We start from the raw sequence: 16,936 nt of genomic DNA, 5'->3' as shown, positions 1-16,936 counted from the left end.
GCGGCGGACGTAACTATATGGTTAGATAATCCATGCCGATCCCCTTCCGCGAGGCCGGGGCGGCCCCGGTCCGGCCATCCGCCAAGGTGGCTGGACGGACGCAATAAACAAGGCCCGCCAAGACGTGGGCCGGATGGAGCGGGAGGACAGGATGGCCCTCGGTAAGAAAATAGGTGCGTGGTCTCTGGCTATTGCCGGAGCATTGCTGTGCAGCACGCTCTCCGCTGCCGCGGCGGACAAGGTGACGTTGCTTCTGAACTGGTACAATTACGGCGAGCATGCGCCCTTCTATCTCGGCATCGAGAAAGGATACTTCCCCGCAGAGGGTATCGAGCTGTCCGTGGAGGAGGGGCGCGGCTCCGGTGCGACCGTTCAGGCGGTGGCGGCGGGTTCCGCGACGTTCGGCTATGCGGATTTCGGCACCATGGTCAAGGCGGCAGTCAAGGGCGCGCCCATCAAGGCCGTGGGCATCATGCTGCAGAAAAGCCCCATGGCGGTGCAAGGTTTCGCGGACAAAAACATCCGCACACCCAAGGATATGATCGGCAAGACCGTTGTCTATACGCCGGGCGACAGCTTTTCCCAGCTGTGGCCGGCCCTTCTGAAGGTCAACGGCATCCAGGACAACCAGGTGAAGGTCATCACCGGTGATGCCGCCACCAAGCGCAACGCGGTGATTTCCGGCCAGGCTGACTTCCTCCTCGGCAACATCAACGACCAGAAGCCGCTGATCGAGGAAGCCACCGGAAAGCCTGTCTATGCCATGCTTTTCGCCGATTTCGGCGTCAACACGGTGAACGGCTCCGTCATCGTGCGGCCGGACCTTCTGGAGAAGAATCCGGATCTCGCCAAGCGTTTCCTGCGGGCGCTCCAGAAGTCCATCGCCGAGGCCAAGTCGAATCCCGAAGCCGCGGTTGACGCCATGCTGAAAGTGAACCCCAAGGCCGGTAAACGCGAGACGCTGCTCGCCAGCTGGACTGTTACCCTCCCGCTCCTCCACACGGCGCTCACCGAGAAGAAGCCGCCCCTGTGGACGGATCCCAAGGATATTTCCGGGACCTTGGATATTCTCACCAAATACTCGGGCGTGGACCTCGATCCCGCCCAGGGCGCGAAGTTCTACACCAACGATTTCCTCCCGAATTGACAGCGATATCGGTGCTGTCAGGCCCCCTTTCACCAGGGGTATCGGTGCCGTTCGGGAGACAGTCAGTCGAATGATGCCGAGGCCCCCGCCGCGCGCGGGGGCCAAGCCGTCGCCGGTCCGGACGAACCGCACGCGCAAAACCACCTAACTGGATAGTTACAAAAGGAGCCTCCATGGTCGCCGGCACCGCCCGCCTCTATGCCATCATCGGCGATCCCGTCGGCCATGTGCGCACGCCGCTCGTGTTCAATGCCTATTTCGCCGAGCACGGCATCGATGCCGTCTGCGTGCCCATCCACATTCGCCCCGACGAACTCGAAACCGCGATGGCGGGGCTCAAGGCCATCGCCAATCTGGATGGCTTCATCGTCACGGCGCCGCACAAGGCGCGGGTGGCGGGCATTGTAGACCGGCTGGTGGGGGATGGGGATAAAGTGGGTGCGGTGAACACCGTGCGGCGGGAGGCCGATGGCACCTTCACCGGCACCATGCTGGATGGCCACGGCTTCGTCGCCGGCCTCGCCAAGGCGGGGTGGGGGCCGCAGGGCAAATCCGTCTACATCGCCGGCGCCGGCGGGGCGGCGAGCGCCATTGCCTTCGCGCTGGCGGGGGCGGGCATGGCGCGCCTCACGCTCTTCGATCGCACGCCGGCCATCGGGCAGGGGCTGCTTGCGCGGGTGAAGGCGGCCTACCCGCAGATCGACGTCGCCTTCGGCACGCGCGACCCCTCCGGCCATGATCTCGCGGTGAATGCGACGCCGCTGGGCCTTGAGCCGGACGATCCCTTCTCCTTCGACGTGGAGAAGGCGGACCCTTCCACCCTCGTCGCCGAGGTGCTGATGAAGCCGGAGACGACAGCCCTCCTCCACGCCGCCGCCGCGCGCGGCTGCGCCATCCACCAGGGCAAGCACATGCTGGATGGCCAGCGCGACCTGATGATGGCCTATTTTGGCCTCGCGCCACAGGCGAAGCCATGAGCCCGCAAGACGCCGCCCGCCTCGCCGGCCTGCTCCACGCCGCGCGGCAGGAGGCCCGCCTCGTCGATCTGCCCGCCGGCGCTCGCCAGCCCGCGACGCCGGAGGAGGCCTATCAGGTGCAGGCCGAGATCGTCCGCCTCTCCGGGGAAGCCATCCTTGGTTGGAAGGTGACGGCGCTGAAGGCGGAGGACCGCGCGGCCTATGGCGGCACGCGGCCCGTCGCCGGCCCGCTGCTCTCCGGCTGGGTGTTTCCCTCGCCCGCGGAGGTGCCGCTCTCCCGCTTCATCGCGCCGCTGCTGGAATGCGAGTTCGCCTTCCTGCTCGGCCGGGACCTGCCCCCGCGCGAAACGCCCTACACGCTGGAGGAGATCGCCGACGCGGTGGCCGCGCTCATCCCCGCCTTCGAGATCGCCGATGGCCGCGTGCGCTCGGATGCCCCCGGCGCCCTGCGCCTTGCCGACAGCATGGGCAATGGCGCCTTCATCCCCAGCCCGCCGGTGGCCGACTGGCGCGCCCTCGACCGCGCCGGCCCCGTTACGCTCATCATCGACGGCAGGACCATCGAGACCGGCAGCGGCGCCCGCATCCTCGGCGACCCCCTCAAGGCCGTCCAGCACCTCGCCAACGCCCAGCCCAAGTGCGCCCCCTTGTGCGCGCCGCTGCTGGCCGGGCAGATCGTGACGACCGGCACGGCGACGACGCCGGTGCGGCTGGAGCGGGCAGGGCGGGTGGAGGCGGATTTCGGGCCGGTGGGGGTGGTGGAACTGCTGATCGCATAGGACCGGCCCGAAAGGAGCGACCGCCAACGGTGCAGTTGCAGCTTGAGCTTACGCAATGCTACCGATGGGGAAGCGGACGGCCGCCGTGGGGGCAAAAGCAGTCCGCGCTGAACGAGGGGGATAGCGTGATCGCGTCGATCCGGGGGCTTTTCGTGTGCGCGGTCGCGACCGCTCTTGTCGCCGCCTTTGGCGCGGGGGCGGCGGCGCAATCCATCGATTTCAGCCGCCCCTATTATGAGGGCCGCTGGGCCTGGCAGGGCAACGCCAGGACGCGGGAAAACAACCAGAACACCAGCCGCCTCCAGTTCAACGCCACGGCGGATCGGGCGGTCTATTGCTATGACACCCGTTGCTACAATGTGAAGCCCACCACCACGGCGAACGGCGGCATCGCCTTCCCGGGGACGGGCAAGAACGGCTTCAAGTTCGATCCCGCAAGTTCCGAGGCGCAGCTGACGGGCGGCTATTGGTACGCCTTCCCCTCCAATGGCGCGCCGGACGCCACCATCGTCTTCCGTCTGAAGCCCGGCGGCCCCGCCCCGGCGGCGCCCACCATCGACTTCAGCCGCCCCTATTACGAAGGCCGCTGGGTCTGGCAGGGCAACGCCAAGCAGAAGGAAAACAACCAGAACACCAGCCGTTTCCAGTTCAACACCACCGGCGAGCGCGGGGTCTATTGCTATGATGCCAAGTGCTACGCCGTGAAGCTCACCCCCGCGGCAAACGGCAGCTTCACCTTCCCGGGCCTCGGCAAGAACGGCTTCAGGTTCGCCTCCTTCAACTCCGAGAGGCAGCTCAACGGCAGCTACTGGTACACCTTCCCCTCCAGCAAGACGCCGGACGCGACGGTGGTGCTCAATCTGAAGCCGTGAGGGGTGCGGGGGCGGGTGACCCCCTCAAGGCCGCCCAGCCCCTGTGCGCGCCCCTGCGCGCCGGACAGATCGTGACGACCGGCACCGCGACGACGCCGGTGCGGCTGGAGTGGGCGCGGCGGGTGGAGGCGGATTTTGGGGGGATGGGGCGGGTGGAACTGCTGGTGCAGTAAGCCTCGCCACGACGGGTGATGCTCCTCGGCCCAGTTACAGCTTACGCGAACGCGATGGTGCCAATAGGGAAGTGAGCTGTCATCCGTTTCCAAGCCGCTTGGTAATTTCGTCAATGTGGTCTCGAACGGCATTGGTTAGCCCTTCGGTGATTTTCGAAATTATGTCATTCGCGTCCCCGTCCCAGTCTAAATTGAACCATCTACGACTAATCTCGCGCCCCTCAGAATCAAACGAATCCCAATCAGTCATCGGATGCTGGGTTAGAAACTCGAAAATATAACATTTATTTAAACTCGGAGCGCAAGTTACAACTAGTTGAATCTGTTGGAGAGATTTATATAGAGGTGTCATTGTTATTTTCATTTGTACTCTAGACATTTTGCAATTCAATGACAGTGTGAAGCGCTCCGTCCATTCTGGATCGACGACTGATAATAGGCCATATGTCGCTTGTTCAAGAAGCGATTGGCGACGTTTCTTGCGTTCGATTTCGGCAACTACTAGCCGATCAGGCCTGGGCTCTCTGGAGAGAACTCGGACAATAAAATCACGCGAAATATCCTCTTGAAATGTTGAATGTTCGATGGCCTTTAAATCAAACCAGTCGCAAAATTCGCTCTCATTAAACGCCTCAATGATCCCGTCAAATATTTGCGCGACCAAATGGTCCGCTTGCGCACGGTCCCCTACTCGCTCTTCAGCAGCGACGAGGAGGTCCTTGGTGGTTGGCTGTTCGGCGGGGCGATTCACGTCGAGCGGATCGACTTGGATGGGAGGGCTCAGCAGCTCGGCGCCCGCGGGTGCAAAAGTCGATTGAAACTCTTCGCGAAAGTGAGCCAATTTACTGGCATCATCGACAAGAATTTCACGACCCGTACCTTGAGTGATGAAAAATGGAGTTTGTTCATCATTTGACATGAAATTGTCTCTAATTATATTGGATATATCTGTATAAAATATAGCCCCACTTTTCTTGCGAAGACTTGCTTCGATAAAAGTACGAGTGAAGTCGCTTAATTTTTCGCCTGCGATTGAGGTCTGAGAATATAACGAGGAAGAAAACTGTACAAAATTTTTAAGCCCGTCCTTAGTTATTTGAAATGGGGGTTTATCGCTTTTTATAAGGGGTATGCCTGCGAAGCAGGCATCAATTATAGAGATTAGCGTTCCGGGTTTGGCTACTCTAAATAAGTCGAGAAGTTCACTATATCTAAAGCCGGTTTCGTTGGGTCGGCTCAAATCAAATGTTGTTCCGCAAAAATACAAATCAGTTCCCACGCCGGCGCCGTGACCCGAAAAGTAAAAAAGGACATCGTCGAAAATTGCGTCGGTTGGCAATGCGTCACGAACCCGTGCCCGCATGCTGTCTGCCTCAAGGTTGACGTATTCATAGACTTTTTCAAATCGTTCTGTGGCTTCCAGTAGCGACTTCATCGCTGCGACGTCTTCAATGCAGCAAGGCAAGTCGTGTTCTAGTGTATAGGCCGCATTTCCAATTAGGATCGCGATTGAGGTCACTAAAGTCTCCAAGAATCCCCGAGTCGCCGGCTGCTTCCAGCATAAGCCAGCGCCAAGCCGGGGTCCACTCGACTTCTCCCCCTCAAAACCGCCCCTCCCGCCCCTCCTGAAACGCCGTGATCCCCTCCTGCCGGCCCCGGTCGCTCATGCAGATCACGTGCAGTTCGTTCTCGTGGCGGATGCCGGCCTCCAGCGGCATGGAGAGGGCGGCGCGGGTGGCGGCTTTGACGGCCTGGGTGGCGAGGGGGCTGAAGGTGGCGATGCGCTGGGCCAGCGCCGTGGCGTGGGCGTCGAGGGCGTCGTCTTCCACCACCTCCTCCACGAGGCCGATGGCGAGGGCGCGGGCCGCATCGATGGTGTCGCCGGAGAGCAGCAGGCGCATGGCCTGCCCGTAGCCCACGAGGCGCGGCAGCATCTGGGAGGCGCCGCCGCCGCCCACCCAGCCGCGCGTCACCTCCGGCGCGCCGAATTTCGCGGACGTGCCGGCGATGCGGATGTCCGCCCCGAGCGCGATCTCCAGCCCCCCGCCCAGCACCCAGCCGCGCAGCGCGGCGATGACGGGCTTCCTCATGTCGCGCACCACGGCGGCATATTCGATGCGGTTGCGGAAGGCCCAGAGGTCGGTGATCTCGCCGAGGGCGTTCATGTCCGAGCCGGCGGAAAACGCCTTCTCCCCGCCGCCGGTCAGCAGCACAACGCGCACCGCATCGTCCGCATCCAGCGCCGCGCAGGCCGCCGCGAGGTCGCGGGCCATGGCGGGTGTGATGGCATTGTGCTTGCGCGGTCGGTCGATGACGAGGCGCGCCACCGCCCCCTCGCGCGTCACGCGGATGGCGCCGTCTGTGTCGCTCATGCTCCCTCTCCCTCGCGTGCGCGGGCGGAGCGGCGCTCCACCTCCTCGAAGATGGCGGAGACATCGCGGTCCGTGCCGCCATGGGCCATCATGTCCGTGAACAGGCCGGCGAGGGTGTCGAGCAAAGTGAGGCTGAGCCCCATTTCTCCCGCCAGCGCCTGCGCCGTCTTCAGATCCTTCAATTGATACTGCGCCGGGGAGCCGGGCACGAAATCCCGCGCCGCCATGCGCGCGCCGTGGAGGTTCAGCACCTTGGAATCGCCGAAGCCGCCCATCAGCGCCGTGCGCAGGTTCTTAAGGTCCGCCCCGCCCTTCGCGGCGAAGGCGAAGGCCTCCGCGACGCCGGCCATGGCCGCGCCGACGATGATCTGGTTGGCGAGCTTGGCGAGCTGCCCCGTCCCCACCGGCCCGATGCGCGTTGCCCGCCCCATGGGGGCGAAGAGGGGCGCGAGGTCCGCGATGGTGGCTTCATCGCCCCCCGCGAGGATGGCGAGGGTGCCCTCCCGCGCCCCCACCTCGCCGCCGGAGACGGGCGCATCCACGTATCGGATGTTTCGCGCGGCGGCCGCTTCCGCCTGCGCCCGGCAGGTCTCGACGGGGATGGAGCTCATCACCACCAGCGCCGCGCCGGGCTTGAGCGCATCCAGGGCGACACCGGAGAACAACACCTCGTCGATCACCGCGCCGGTGGAGAGCATCACCACCGCAGCCTCCGCCCCCGCAAGCGCCTCTTCCGGCGTCTCGGCGAGGGTGGCGCCGTGCGCGAGGAGCGGCTCGGCCTTCGCCCGGCTGCGGTTCCAGGCGGCGACGTTGAAGCCGGCCTCCGCCAGCCGCCGCGCCATGTGGCCGCCCATGATGCCGGTGCCGAGAAAGGCGATCCGCGCCCCCGGTGCGATCTCCGCCATGGTGTCCTCCCGAGGGTTTTTAAGCGGTCTTCGCTCAGGCGCCGCGCGGGCTTGAGCGCCTTAAGCGGTCTTCGCCGCCTTCTTCACCGCCGCGAGCTGCTTGAATTCTTCCGACTTCTTGTAGAACGCATCCAGCGGATAGCAGCCGGAGACGATACCGTTGCGCGGGGCCGAGGTGCAGTCGGAGAAGGTGCGGCACACCTTCTTCTTCTGGAACGGCCGGCCGTTGAGCACGTCCAGCGGCAGGTCGGGATAGGAGAGCACCATGCGGCCGAGGCCGACGAGGTCCGTCCAGCCCTGCCGCACCACCGCCTGCGCCACGTTCGGCAAAAACTCCTGCAGATAGGTGTAGCCGGAGCCGATCAGCGTGAAGTCCGGGAAGCGCTCTTTCAGGGCGCGCACCACCTCCAGATGGCGCATCACGCCCAGCAGCGGGTCTTCGGGCGGCTGGTAGCCGTCGGAGGGCGGATAGCTCGCCGGACGCGTGACGTGGGGATTGTAATAGGGGCTGCCGAGGGTGACGTTGACGAGGTGGATGTCGAGCGCCCGCAGCACCTCGAACACCTCGAAGGTCTCATTGAGGTCATAGGCGGTGGGGTCGCCCGCATCGGTGCCGAAGCCGTAGACGTAGGGCAGGGCGCCCGCCGCGTTCTCCGGCACGCCGGGGCCGAGGATGCCCGGCACGCTCGCCGCAGGGTCCGGCCGGTAGGCGATGAGATCGATGGCCGAGAGGCGCACGCCGAACTTCAGCCCCGGGCAGGCGGCGCGGATGCCGCTCGCGAGCTCCCGCAGGAAGCGGGTGCGGTTCTCCAGCGATCCGCCGAACGCGCCGGGCCGGCTGCGGGCGGAGAGGAATTCGTGGCCGAGATAGCCGTGGCAGTGCTTCAGATCCACGAAATCGAAGCCGCAGGCCTGCGCGCGCTTCGCGGCAATGATGTAATCGTCGATCAGCCGCCAGATGTCGTCGTCGGACATCACCGGATAGTCTTCGGGAATGCCGAACTTCCGGTCGAGCACCGGGTGGCGGTAGAGGATCAGCTGCTCGAACTTGCGATTGTCGTTCGGCTTGCAGAAGCGGCCCGAGTGGGTGAGCTGGAGGCCGATGACGAGGTCGTCGTCGTTGCCGGTGGCCTCCCTGTGGGCCGCGATGACCGTCTCGCGCAGGCCGGCGATGGCGGATTGGGTCGCCTCGGTCATCACCAGCTGGAGCGGGTTGGCGCGCCCGTCATGGCGCACCGCCACCGCCTCGCCGCCATAGATGAGCTTCGCCCCGCTCTCGCCGAAGCGCCGCCAGCGGCGGATGGTGTTCTCGGTGGGCGCGCCCTCCCGCGTGCCGTCCCAGCCCTCCATGGGATGGATGGCGAAGCGGTTGCCGATTTTCATCCCGTCCACGGTCAAAGGAGCGCCGAGCGGCTGGTCGGGGCCGTGGGCCACGATGTCGTCGCAGGGCATGTCCGCGCCCAGCTCGGCGAGATGCGCCCGGAAGCCGGCGACGCCGTGGAACGAGGTGATCTTCGGGAAATCCCCATACTTCATGGAGGGCCTCCTTGAGGGCGCGATCTGGGGCGCGTCTCGGGCGTTTCTCTCGGTGTGTCTTGGCGCGGGCCTTGCGGCGGGCGTTCTTCCTTATGTAACTGGTTAGTTAATATGGGTGAGGCGGGGCTGTCAATGTGGATGGGCGAGGCGGGCCGCTGCACGGATTCGCTGGCGTGCGCCGCCCCCATCGCCGGCCGCGGGTCATTGCCGGGATGCCGGGCGAATCCTGTGCTGGGCCAGCACCGCCGGGATGCGGGGGCAGGAGAGGGTCGCGCCCGTGCGGCGCCGCGCCCAGACGAGCCATGGTCCGTCCGGGCGGGGGAGGGCGGATGCGCGCAGTCGGGCTGGCGCCAGGCTTTCAGGCGAAAACGTCGCTCACATAAGTGGCGACGCGGGTGAAGGCGGCTTCCGCACCGCGGGCGGCGCGCGCGTCCTCGTCGGCCGAAAGGGGCACGGCATCGAGCGCGGCGACGAAGGTCTTCCAGTGCAGGCCCCGCCCCTCGGGCGCGGCGGCCAGATGCCGGGCGCCGAATCCCTCATCGAGGCCGAGCGCTGCGGCGGCCTTCAGCAGGAAGGCGGCACCGAGGTTCGAGCCTTCCGCCACATAGAGCCAGCCGAGCGCTTCGGGCAGCGGCGCGTCGATCGACAGGGCGGGGCGCGCGAGGGGCGCCGGAGCGGAAAGGCCGAGGTCGGCGAGGTCGGCGGCGATATCCGCGAGCCGGCGACGGCCGGGAAGGTCGGGCAGCAGCGCGCCGAGGGCCGGGCTGTCGTAGAGCGCGGCAATGTCGCGATGGAACAGATACTGCACCGTGAGGAACCGGCCGTAGCGCTGCCGGCTCTCGAACGGTCGCCCCGCCATGATCGCCGCATCGAGCCGGCCGTGGGCGGCGCTGGTGAGGGCCTTCAGGGCTTGCGCGCGGGTTTCGGGGCGGGCCGCGGGGCGATCAAGTTCGGCGGTGGTCATGGGAGCCTCAATATTTGAACTATTCTCGATCAAAACAAATGATCCGACAGAACAGATACGTTCTTGATCTATCTAAGCGGGCACGTGGCTTCCCGCAAGACGCTGCGGCATCCCCTGCGAAAGCGATGAAAAGTCATCGCTGCCTGCGCCCGATCGCGAAAACAGTGCATCCGGCATCATTACATCAATTGGACGCCGCCGCCAGCTTTGCCCGTCATCGGCCCGACGACAGTGCCGGAAGCTTTGCTGGAAATATTCCAATCAAAACTCGGAACGTTCCGGGCGCGGGGGCGATGGGCAAGGACGGGGCCGGCTGCGCGCGGTCGAGTTCACCGCCGCGTTGATGTAGGCTCCCCGCGCAGGCCGGCGCGTCGTCCGGCCCGAGGAGGAACGATCATGCGTCCGTTCACCAGTGCCGTCCGTCGCCCCGCCTGGACCAAGCTCCCCCTTCTCGCAGCTCCGATTCTCGCCGGCGCCATCGTCGGCGCGCCGGCCTTCGCCCAGACCCCCGCTCCTGCGGCCGCGCCCGCCGCGACGGTGGTGAAGGCCGACATCATCAACAACGAAGGCAAGACCATCGGCTCCGCCACCGCCACGGGCACCGAGCGCGTCACCATCGTGCGGCTCGCGCTGACGCCCGGCGCGCTGCCGGCCGGCTGGCATGGCATCCACTTCCATCAGGTGGCCAACTGCTCCGATACCGCCAAGTTCCTGGATTCCAAGGGTCACGTGAACCATCACGACAAGGCCCACGGCCTCCTCAACCCCAATGGCCCGGACCAGGGCGACCTGCCCAACATCTACGCCAACGCCGACGGCTCGGTGAATGCCGAGGTGTCGAGCACCACCGGCCTCACCGACAAGGACGGCCTCGGCCAGTCGGGCGGCTTCGCGCTGGTGATCCACGCCAGCCCGGACGACTTCATCACCCAGCCCATCGGCGGCGCCGGTGCCCGCATCGCCTGCGCGGCGTTCAAGCAGTAAGGGGTGGGGTGCTCCGATAGATCGACTGACACCATCGTCATGCCCGGCCTCGTGCCGGGCATCCACGTCAAGCCGATAGCGCGACATTCCGAAAAGCTATTCCCGGCCGCGCCACGTGGATGGCCGGGACAGGCCCGGCCATGACGGTCGGACAAAAGGCTGCCAGCCATTTAAACATCATTCTGATGTAAAACTAAAGAATACCCCGTTCCCTTCCGATAATTGATTGAACCACTCGATTTTGTGGTGATACTCCGCGCCCGAATTGCCCCATCCCGCGCGGAGCCCTTTTGATGCGCCTCAGCTTCTCCTTCGCCGCCCTCGCGGCGGCCCTGTTCTCCCTCTCCCCCGCCGTCGCGGCGGACCCGAAGCCCTTGCGCATCGGCGTGCTCAACGATCAGTCCGGCATCTATGCCGACATGGCCGGCCCCGGATCTGTGATCGCGGCGAAGATGGCGGTGGAGGATTTCGGCGGCAGCGTGCTTGGCCGGCCCATCGAGATCATCGCCGGCGACCACCAGAACAAGCCGGACGTGGGCTCCGCCATCGTCACCCGCTGGATCGACGAGGACGGGGTGGACGTGATCGCCGACATCCCCACCTCCTCCGTCCTGCTGGCGGTGCAGGAGATCGGCCGCACCAAGAACAAGCTGGTGCTCGCCTCCACCGGCGGTTCGTCCGATTTCACCGGCAAGGCCTGCGCGCCCACCGGCATCCACTGGACCTACGACACCTATGCGCTGGCCGCCGGCACCGGCGCGTCGCTGGCCAAAGACGGGCCATGGTTCTTCATCACCGCCGACTATGCCTTCGGCACGGCGCTGGAGCGCGACACGGCCAAGGCGGTGGAACAGGGCGGCGGCAAGGTAGTGGGCAGCGTGAAGCACCCGCAGGGCACGGCGGACTTCTCCTCCTTCCTGCTGCAGGGGCAGGGCTCGGGCGCCAAGCTCATCGCCTTCGCCAACGCCGGCAGCGACACGGTGAACGCCATCAAGCAGGCCAACGAGTTCGGCATTCCCCAGTCGGGCATCAAGCTCGCCGGGCTCTACCTGCACATCACCGACATCCACGCCATCGGCCTTCCGACGGCACAGGGGCTCATCCTCACCCAGGGCTTCTACTGGGATCTGAACGACGAGACCCGCGCCTGGTCCAAGCGCTTCTATGAGAAGCACAAGGCCATGCCCACCATGGGCCAGGCCGGCACCTATTCGGCCATCCTGCATTATCTGAAGGCGGTGAAGGCCGCCGGTACCACCGACACCGCCACCGTCGCCACGCAGATGAAGGCGACGCCGGTGGACGACTTCTTCTCCCACGGCGGGCGCATCCGCGAGGACGGCCGCATGGTCCATGATCTCTACCTGCTGCAGGTGAAGACGCCGGCCGAGCAGAAGTATCCGTGGGACTATCTCAAGCTCATCCGCACCATTCCCGGCGACGAGGCGTTCCGGCCCCTCGCCGAAGGCGGTTGCCCGCTGGTGCACCAGCACGCGGCGAACTGAGGCTGCGCCGGTCAGGGCGCTCCGACCGCTCGCCGCCGCTCAGCCGCGGCGGGCGGTCTTCGGGTTGCCCCGGCGCTCAACCGCGCCGGGGGAGGGGCCCCCCGCTCGCAAGATAGACGCCGATGGTGGCGGCGAAGATGCCCAGCCAGTCGGTGCCGGAGGGAACCTCGCCGAGGATGGGGATGGCCATGAGCGCGGCCATCACCGGCACGCAGGCGCCGAAGGCCGCCCCCGCCGAGGCGCCAAGCAGCGCCACCGAGCGGGCGAACAGGAACAGCGAGATCACGGTGGCGAAGACGCCCTGATAGACCGCTTGGAAGACCACATCGCGCAGCGGCGCATCGAACGCCGTGAAGCCGTGCAGCACGCCGTAGAGCGGCAGATAGAGCACCGCCGAGCCCACCGACACCACCGCCACCGCATGGAGCGCGCCGAGCCCGCTCTTGCGCAGCGCCACCGCGTAGCAGGCCCACATGAAGGCGCCGGCCATGCACAGAAGGTGGCCGATGCCCGAGCCGAGCCCGGTGGCCACCGCTCCCACTCCGGCAATCAGCGCCACGCTCGCCAGAATCAGCGCATAGCCCACCTTCCGCTGGATGCTGAACCGCTCGCGCAATGCCACGGCCGAGATCAGCGCCACGAACAGGGGCATGACGCCGGGAATGAGCACCCCCGCCTCCCCGGCCGGCGTGGTGCGCAGGCCGAAGCCGGCCACCACCGCATAGGGCGCGCCGGCCCCCGCGATCATCACCAGAAGCTGCCAGGGCTTCGCCTTGTCGAGCCCCAGCCCGTGGCGCAGCAGCACCGGCAGCAGCACGAGGCCGGCGGTGGCGTAGCGCAGCATGGTGACATCGAACACGCCGAGGGAGGAGGTGACGCCCAGCCGGGTGATGGACATCCACCCCGCCCAGATGGTGACGCTCGCCAGCCCGAACAGCGCCCCCGCCACGTAGCGGGCGGTGGGGATGGTCGCGCCCGCCGCCTGCGGGCCCGTCGTGTGGGAAGGAGCCGTGTGCGTACTCATGCGGTGTAGGTCGTCATGCCGCGGATGTGCTCATGCCTGTCCGGATTCGAGCACAGGCTACCCCGCACAATCCACGCGGCCTAATGAGAGTTTGATCTGCGATCCATGAGGCCCGCTGATGGATCGCCGAAGCCTCACGCCGGCGCAGCCACCCGCCAGCCGGCCACCGCGGCCAGCTCCGCCTCCGGCTCTTCCGAGACCACCGCGCGCCGGCCCAGAAAGACGCTGCCGGCCTCGCCATCCAGCGACAGCCAGTCCCCCTCCGCCAGCGTCTCAGCCCCGATGCGGGCGCGGCGGGCGGCGGGATCGATGACCAGCGCGGCGCAGCCGACCACGCAGGCCCGGCCGAGCTGGCGCGCCACCACGGCGGCATGGGCGGTGCGCCCGCCGACGCTGGTGAGGATGCCGGCGGCCAGCGCCAGCGCGGCGATGTCGTCGGTCGCCACGTCCGGCCGCAGCAGCACCACCGGATCGCCCGCCGCAGCGAGGCGGCGCACACCCTCCTCGTCGAAAGCCACCCGGCCGCTCACCGTGCCGGGCGAGGCGGCAACGCCGTGCGCCACCGGCGCGGCCTCGCCGGAAAAGCGGGTGGCCGCGACAGCGGAGAGGTCCACCCCCTCCAGCAGCGCCAACCCCTCGGCCGGGGTGATGGCGCCTTCGGCCACCATGTCCACCGCGATCCTCAGCGCGGCGCGCGGGGTGCGCTTGGCGGCGCGGGTCTGGAGAAAATAGAGGCGGCCTTCCTCGAAGGTGAATTCCACGTCCTGCACGTCGCGATAGTGCCGCTCCAGCGCCGCGACGCCCTCGGCCAGTGCGGAGGCGACATCGGGCAGCACCGCGCCGAGGCGGTCGAGCCCCACCGGCTGGCGCCGGCCGGAGACGACGTCCTCCCCCTGCGCATCGAACAGCAGATCGGCATAGAGGCCCGGCGCCCCGCTCGCCGGATTGCGCGAGAAGGCGACGCCCGAGCCCGAGCGCACGCCGGCATTGCCGAACACCATGGCCTGCACCGTCACCGCCGTGCCGGCCAGATGCTCCAGATGGTTCAGCCGGCGATATTCGACGGCTTTCGGGGCGGCCCAGGAGCGGAACACCGCCTCCACCGCCTCGGCGAGCTGGTCGCGCGGGTCGGCGGGCACGGTCGCGCCGTAGCCGTCGCGGGCGAGGTCGAGATAGCGCGCGGCGAGGCGCTCCAGCGCCTCCGGGTCCAGCCCCTGCTCGTCGCCCGCCTGCTCGGCGGCGATGAGATCGCGCTGCACCTGCTCGAACGGCGCGCGGGGCAGGCCCGCCACCACCTCGCACCAGCCCTCGATGAAGCGGCGGTGGCAATCGAAGGCGAGGCGCGGGTTGCCGTGGAGGCGCATGAGACCGCGTGCGGTCTCGGCGGTCATGCCCACGTCCAGCACGGTCTCCAGCATGCCGGGCATGGACTTTTCCGCGCCGGAGCGCACCGAGACGAGGAGCGGGCGGCGGCGGTCGCCGAAGCGCCGGCCGGTGGCCGCTTCAAGAAAGCCGAGGCCGTCATCCAGCAGGCGCCGCACCTCGCCCGCGCGGCGTTCGCCGCAGAGGGACGTGGAGAGCACGAAGGCCGGCGGCACGTCGAGCCCCAGCGCGTTCATGCGCCAGAGCTGGGCGGCCTTGGAGCCGAAATCACGGGCGGTGAGGGGCGTGGGCGTGCCGCCGGGGCCGATGAAGGCGATGGGGTCGGCATGCCTGGTTTCGTGCGTCACGGGGCCATCTCCTCCAGCACCGAGGCGCGCAGCGCGAGGGCGGCGCGGGCCAGTTCGTCGGTGGCGCCCTCGATGGCGCGGGCGAGTTCCAGGGTGGCGACCAGCGCCCCGGCGTCGATGGGGTCGCTTCCGCCCGGTGACAGCGTCGCTTCCTGCACCCTGCGATGGGCGGCATCCGCGCGGCGCTCGCCCTCGGTCACGGCGTCGATGGCTTCCAGCGTGTCGGTCACGTCCTCGCGCCGGCCGGCCGAGCCCTCGCTGGCGGCGGCCACCGCGCGCACGAGATCGGAGCAGCAGACCACCGCGCCGGCGGCGAGATCGCGCAGGGGCGGGGCGGCGAGGCCCGGCTTCAGCCGCGCGGCGCTGGCGAGGAAGGCGGCCTCCTCGAAGGCATCCACCGCCTGCTCGGCGGCATCCGCCACGGGCAGGAAGCGGCCGCCCTGCCCGAACGGGCCGCTTGCCCGCTCGCGGGCACCGACGATCTGCCGGTCGGCCTTCTCCTCCAGGCGCTTGGCGCGGCTGCGAAGCGCGGCGCGGGTGGCATCGGAGAGGTCCGCAGGGCCATCGAGGACTCCGGCCACATCGCCGGCCAGCATGCGGGCGATGCCGAGCTGGCGCAGCACCACGGCCAGCATCTCCTCCTCCACCGAGCCGAAGCTGCGCGCGAGTTCCGCCCGCACCTCGTCGCGGATGAGCCGGGCTGAGCGGCCGGCGGCCAGCCCCTCGCTGGCGAGGCGCAGCACCTCGGCAAGGAAGCGCGCCGCCCCCTCGCGCCCCAGCACCCGGTCGAGCCGCGCGCCATAGGGCACCCGCCCCTCGGCGCTGCGGCGCACGGCGTCGAACACCAGTTCCGGGCCGCCCATCTCCAGGAAGCCGCGATGGCCGATGGCGCCGCGCGCCGCCGACCGCAGCAAGGCGATGGCGGTGGGCTTGTCCACGAAGGTCTGGAGCGCCTTGCGCGCCTTGTTCCAGTCGATGAGGAAGACAATGTTGCGGCCCACGGCGGCGAGGAAACGGTCCAACGCCTCGGTGTCCTTCGCCGTGAAGCGCCCGGTGACGAGGTGGAAGGCCGCGCCGCCCGCGATGCCCGCCGCCGTGCGCTCGGCGAGCGGCGTCCACTCGGCCCCGGCATCCGAGAACAAAGAGATGAAGAATTTTGCGCGGGAGCGGTGGACGTCCGTGTAGGTGACGGTTGCCGCAAGCCCCTCCACGGCGATGAGGATGACATGGGCGTCGGTGGTGCCGATGTCGTTCTGGATCACCAGGCGCGCGCCGCTGCGGCTCGCCGTGGTGTCGAGGCCGGGATGGCCGAAGATCAGCCCGCGCGTCTCGCTGAGCCCGGCCATGAAGGCGGCGATGCGCGGCTTGTCCGCCTCCGCGATGCCCAGCGTCCGCGCGCCGGCCACCGTCTCGGCGGAAAGGGCGGCGGAGAGCCGGTTCAGCGCCTTGTGAAGGTCCATGACGAGGAGATGCGCGCTGTCCGCACCGCCGCGCCGGGCGCTGGTGAGGCGCACGAGGTCGGCCTCGGAGAGAATGTCGTCCGTGCCCGCAGCGAATGCCGCGCGCAAGGCGGCAAGACGCGCGGCGAAGGTGTCCGCGCCCGCGTCGCCCGCAGCCGCCAGCGGATCGGCCATGGCGGCGATGTCGTCGAGGATCGCCTGCGTGAGGCGGCCGGCGCCGCTGACCTGATACGCGCCGCCGTCCAGCAGCCGGGCGCTGGCGACCACCGCATCGAGCCCGTCGCCCGAAAGGCCCGCCGCCCGTGCTTCCGCCTCCAGCGGACGAACGGGCGCTGCGGGGGAACGGGCGCGGGCGGCGGCGTCCTGCAAAGCGGTCATGCGCAGCTTGGCGCGGTCATTGGCGGCGAGCGCGCGCTCCAGCCGCGCGGGGAGCAGCAACCCGCCCTCGCCGAGCGCCTCGACGATCAGGGTCTTCTCCATGCCTCTGCCTCCTCACCCGCAACGCACA

At 67.7% G+C, this 16,936-nt stretch carries 14 protein-coding genes; 6 read left to right on the top strand and 8 right to left on the bottom strand.

Annotation, left to right across the window (positions count from 1 at the left end; all coding sequences use genetic code 11):
* Nucleotides 1-151 precede the first annotated feature (151 nt).
* From ACT535_RS19025 to ACT535_RS19010, 4 genes are all read left to right on the top strand, one after another.
* Nucleotides 152-1,147 carry an ABC transporter substrate-binding protein gene (locus ACT535_RS19025; RefSeq protein WP_476365630.1) on the top strand — a complete coding sequence of 332 codons (996 nt, stop codon included), beginning with the start codon at nt 152-154 and terminating at the stop codon, nt 1,145-1,147.
* 173 nt (nt 1,148-1,320) lie between these two features.
* Complete coding sequence (locus ACT535_RS19020) at nt 1,321-2,124, top strand: shikimate dehydrogenase family protein (RefSeq protein ID WP_476365629.1); 804 nt, start codon at nt 1,321-1,323, stop codon at nt 2,122-2,124.
* Nucleotides 2,121-2,903 carry a 2-keto-4-pentenoate hydratase gene (locus tag ACT535_RS19015; protein ID WP_476365628.1) on the top strand — a complete coding sequence of 261 codons (783 nt, stop codon included), beginning with the start codon at nt 2,121-2,123 and terminating at the stop codon, nt 2,901-2,903. The genes ACT535_RS19020 and ACT535_RS19015 overlap by 4 nt, the downstream gene beginning before the upstream one ends.
* A 125-nt stretch (nt 2,904-3,028) precedes the next feature.
* Entirely contained in the window at nt 3,029-3,775 is a 747-nt protein-coding gene (locus ACT535_RS19010) for a hypothetical protein (protein ID WP_476365627.1), read from the top strand.
* A gap of 252 nt (nt 3,776-4,027) precedes the next feature.
* Here the strand turns inward: ACT535_RS19010 and ACT535_RS19005 are convergent, their stop codons facing one another.
* The 5 genes from ACT535_RS19005 to ACT535_RS18985 form a co-directional block, all read right to left on the bottom strand.
* A complete protein-coding gene (locus ACT535_RS19005; protein ID WP_476365626.1) occupies nt 4,028-5,467 on the bottom strand; it encodes a caspase family protein in 1,440 nt (479 codons plus the stop codon).
* A gap of 82 nt (nt 5,468-5,549) precedes the next feature.
* A complete protein-coding gene (locus tag ACT535_RS19000; RefSeq protein ID WP_476365625.1) occupies nt 5,550-6,320 on the bottom strand; it encodes an enoyl-CoA hydratase/isomerase family protein in 771 nt (256 codons plus the stop codon).
* Nucleotides 6,317-7,225, bottom strand: coding sequence for an NAD(P)-dependent oxidoreductase (locus tag ACT535_RS18995; RefSeq protein WP_476365624.1), 909 nt, complete (start codon nt 7,223-7,225; stop codon nt 6,317-6,319). The genes ACT535_RS19000 and ACT535_RS18995 overlap by 4 nt, the downstream gene beginning before the upstream one ends.
* 60 nt (nt 7,226-7,285) lie before the next feature.
* Nucleotides 7,286-8,761 carry an oxidoreductase gene (locus ACT535_RS18990; RefSeq protein WP_476365623.1) on the bottom strand — a complete coding sequence of 492 codons (1,476 nt, stop codon included), beginning with the start codon at nt 8,759-8,761 and terminating at the stop codon, nt 7,286-7,288.
* A 358-nt stretch (nt 8,762-9,119) separates the two neighbouring features.
* Complete coding sequence (locus ACT535_RS18985; protein WP_476365622.1) at nt 9,120-9,725, bottom strand: biliverdin-producing heme oxygenase; 606 nt, start codon at nt 9,723-9,725, stop codon at nt 9,120-9,122.
* 396 nt (nt 9,726-10,121) lie between these two features.
* Between ACT535_RS18985 and ACT535_RS18980 the strand changes: the two genes are divergently transcribed.
* Together ACT535_RS18980 and ACT535_RS18975 are read left to right on the top strand one after the other, a co-directional pair.
* Complete coding sequence (locus ACT535_RS18980) at nt 10,122-10,709, top strand: superoxide dismutase family protein (protein WP_476365621.1); 588 nt, start codon at nt 10,122-10,124, stop codon at nt 10,707-10,709.
* Nucleotides 10,710-11,002: 293 nt separating this feature from the next.
* Nucleotides 11,003-12,214 carry an ABC transporter substrate-binding protein gene (locus ACT535_RS18975; RefSeq protein WP_476365620.1) on the top strand — a complete coding sequence of 404 codons (1,212 nt, stop codon included), beginning with the start codon at nt 11,003-11,005 and terminating at the stop codon, nt 12,212-12,214.
* Nucleotides 12,215-12,290: 76 nt separating this feature from the next.
* Here the strand turns inward: ACT535_RS18975 and ACT535_RS18970 are convergent, their stop codons facing one another.
* The 3 genes from ACT535_RS18970 to ACT535_RS18960 form a co-directional block, all read right to left on the bottom strand.
* The gene (locus ACT535_RS18970) at nt 12,291-13,238 is read right to left on the bottom strand and encodes a DMT family transporter (protein ID WP_476365619.1); all 948 of its coding nucleotides are present in this window, start codon (nt 13,236-13,238) and stop codon (nt 12,291-12,293) included.
* Nucleotides 13,239-13,372: 134 nt separating this feature from the next.
* Nucleotides 13,373-14,968: a PEP/pyruvate-binding domain-containing protein gene (locus ACT535_RS18965; RefSeq protein WP_476365618.1), complete on the bottom strand. Its 1,596-nt coding sequence runs from the start codon at nt 14,966-14,968 to the stop codon at nt 13,373-13,375.
* Nucleotides 14,965-16,908, bottom strand: coding sequence for a hypothetical protein (locus ACT535_RS18960; protein WP_476365617.1), 1,944 nt, complete (start codon nt 16,906-16,908; stop codon nt 14,965-14,967). Before ACT535_RS18960 ends, ACT535_RS18965 begins: the two co-directional genes overlap by 4 nt.
* Nucleotides 16,909-16,936 lie beyond the last annotated feature (28 nt).

Source organism: Xanthobacter sp. DMC12 (assembly GCF_056314105.1).
The sequence above is the reverse complement of the archived record's forward strand: the minus strand, read 5'-3'. Positions and strand labels throughout refer to the sequence as shown.

What these genes read in the sequence shown, in the direction of transcription:
- ACT535_RS19025 (WP_476365630.1), top strand. Translation starts at nt 152, where the DNA reads ATGGCCCTCGGTAAGAAAATAGGTGCGTGGTCTCTGGCTATTGCCGGA.
- ACT535_RS18975 (WP_476365620.1), top strand. Translation starts at nt 11,003, where the DNA reads ATGCGCCTCAGCTTCTCCTTCGCCGCCCTCGCGGCGGCCCTGTTCTCC.
- ACT535_RS18980 (WP_476365621.1), top strand. Translation starts at nt 10,122, where the DNA reads ATGCGTCCGTTCACCAGTGCCGTCCGTCGCCCCGCCTGGACCAAGCTC.
- ACT535_RS19000 (WP_476365625.1), bottom strand. Translation starts at nt 6,320, where the DNA reads ATGAGCGACACAGACGGCGCCATCCGCGTGACGCGCGAGGGGGCGGTG.
- ACT535_RS18960 (WP_476365617.1), bottom strand. Translation starts at nt 16,908, where the DNA reads ATGGAGAAGACCCTGATCGTCGAGGCGCTCGGCGAGGGCGGGTTGCTG.
- ACT535_RS18985 (WP_476365622.1), bottom strand. Translation starts at nt 9,725, where the DNA reads ATGACCACCGCCGAACTTGATCGCCCCGCGGCCCGCCCCGAAACCCGC.
- ACT535_RS18970 (WP_476365619.1), bottom strand. Translation starts at nt 13,238, where the DNA reads ATGAGTACGCACACGGCTCCTTCCCACACGACGGGCCCGCAGGCGGCG.
- ACT535_RS18995 (WP_476365624.1), bottom strand. Translation starts at nt 7,225, where the DNA reads ATGGCGGAGATCGCACCGGGGGCGCGGATCGCCTTTCTCGGCACCGGC.
- ACT535_RS18990 (WP_476365623.1), bottom strand. Translation starts at nt 8,761, where the DNA reads ATGAAGTATGGGGATTTCCCGAAGATCACCTCGTTCCACGGCGTCGCC.
- ACT535_RS19015 (WP_476365628.1), top strand. Translation starts at nt 2,121, where the DNA reads ATGAGCCCGCAAGACGCCGCCCGCCTCGCCGGCCTGCTCCACGCCGCG.
- ACT535_RS19020 (WP_476365629.1), top strand. Translation starts at nt 1,321, where the DNA reads ATGGTCGCCGGCACCGCCCGCCTCTATGCCATCATCGGCGATCCCGTC.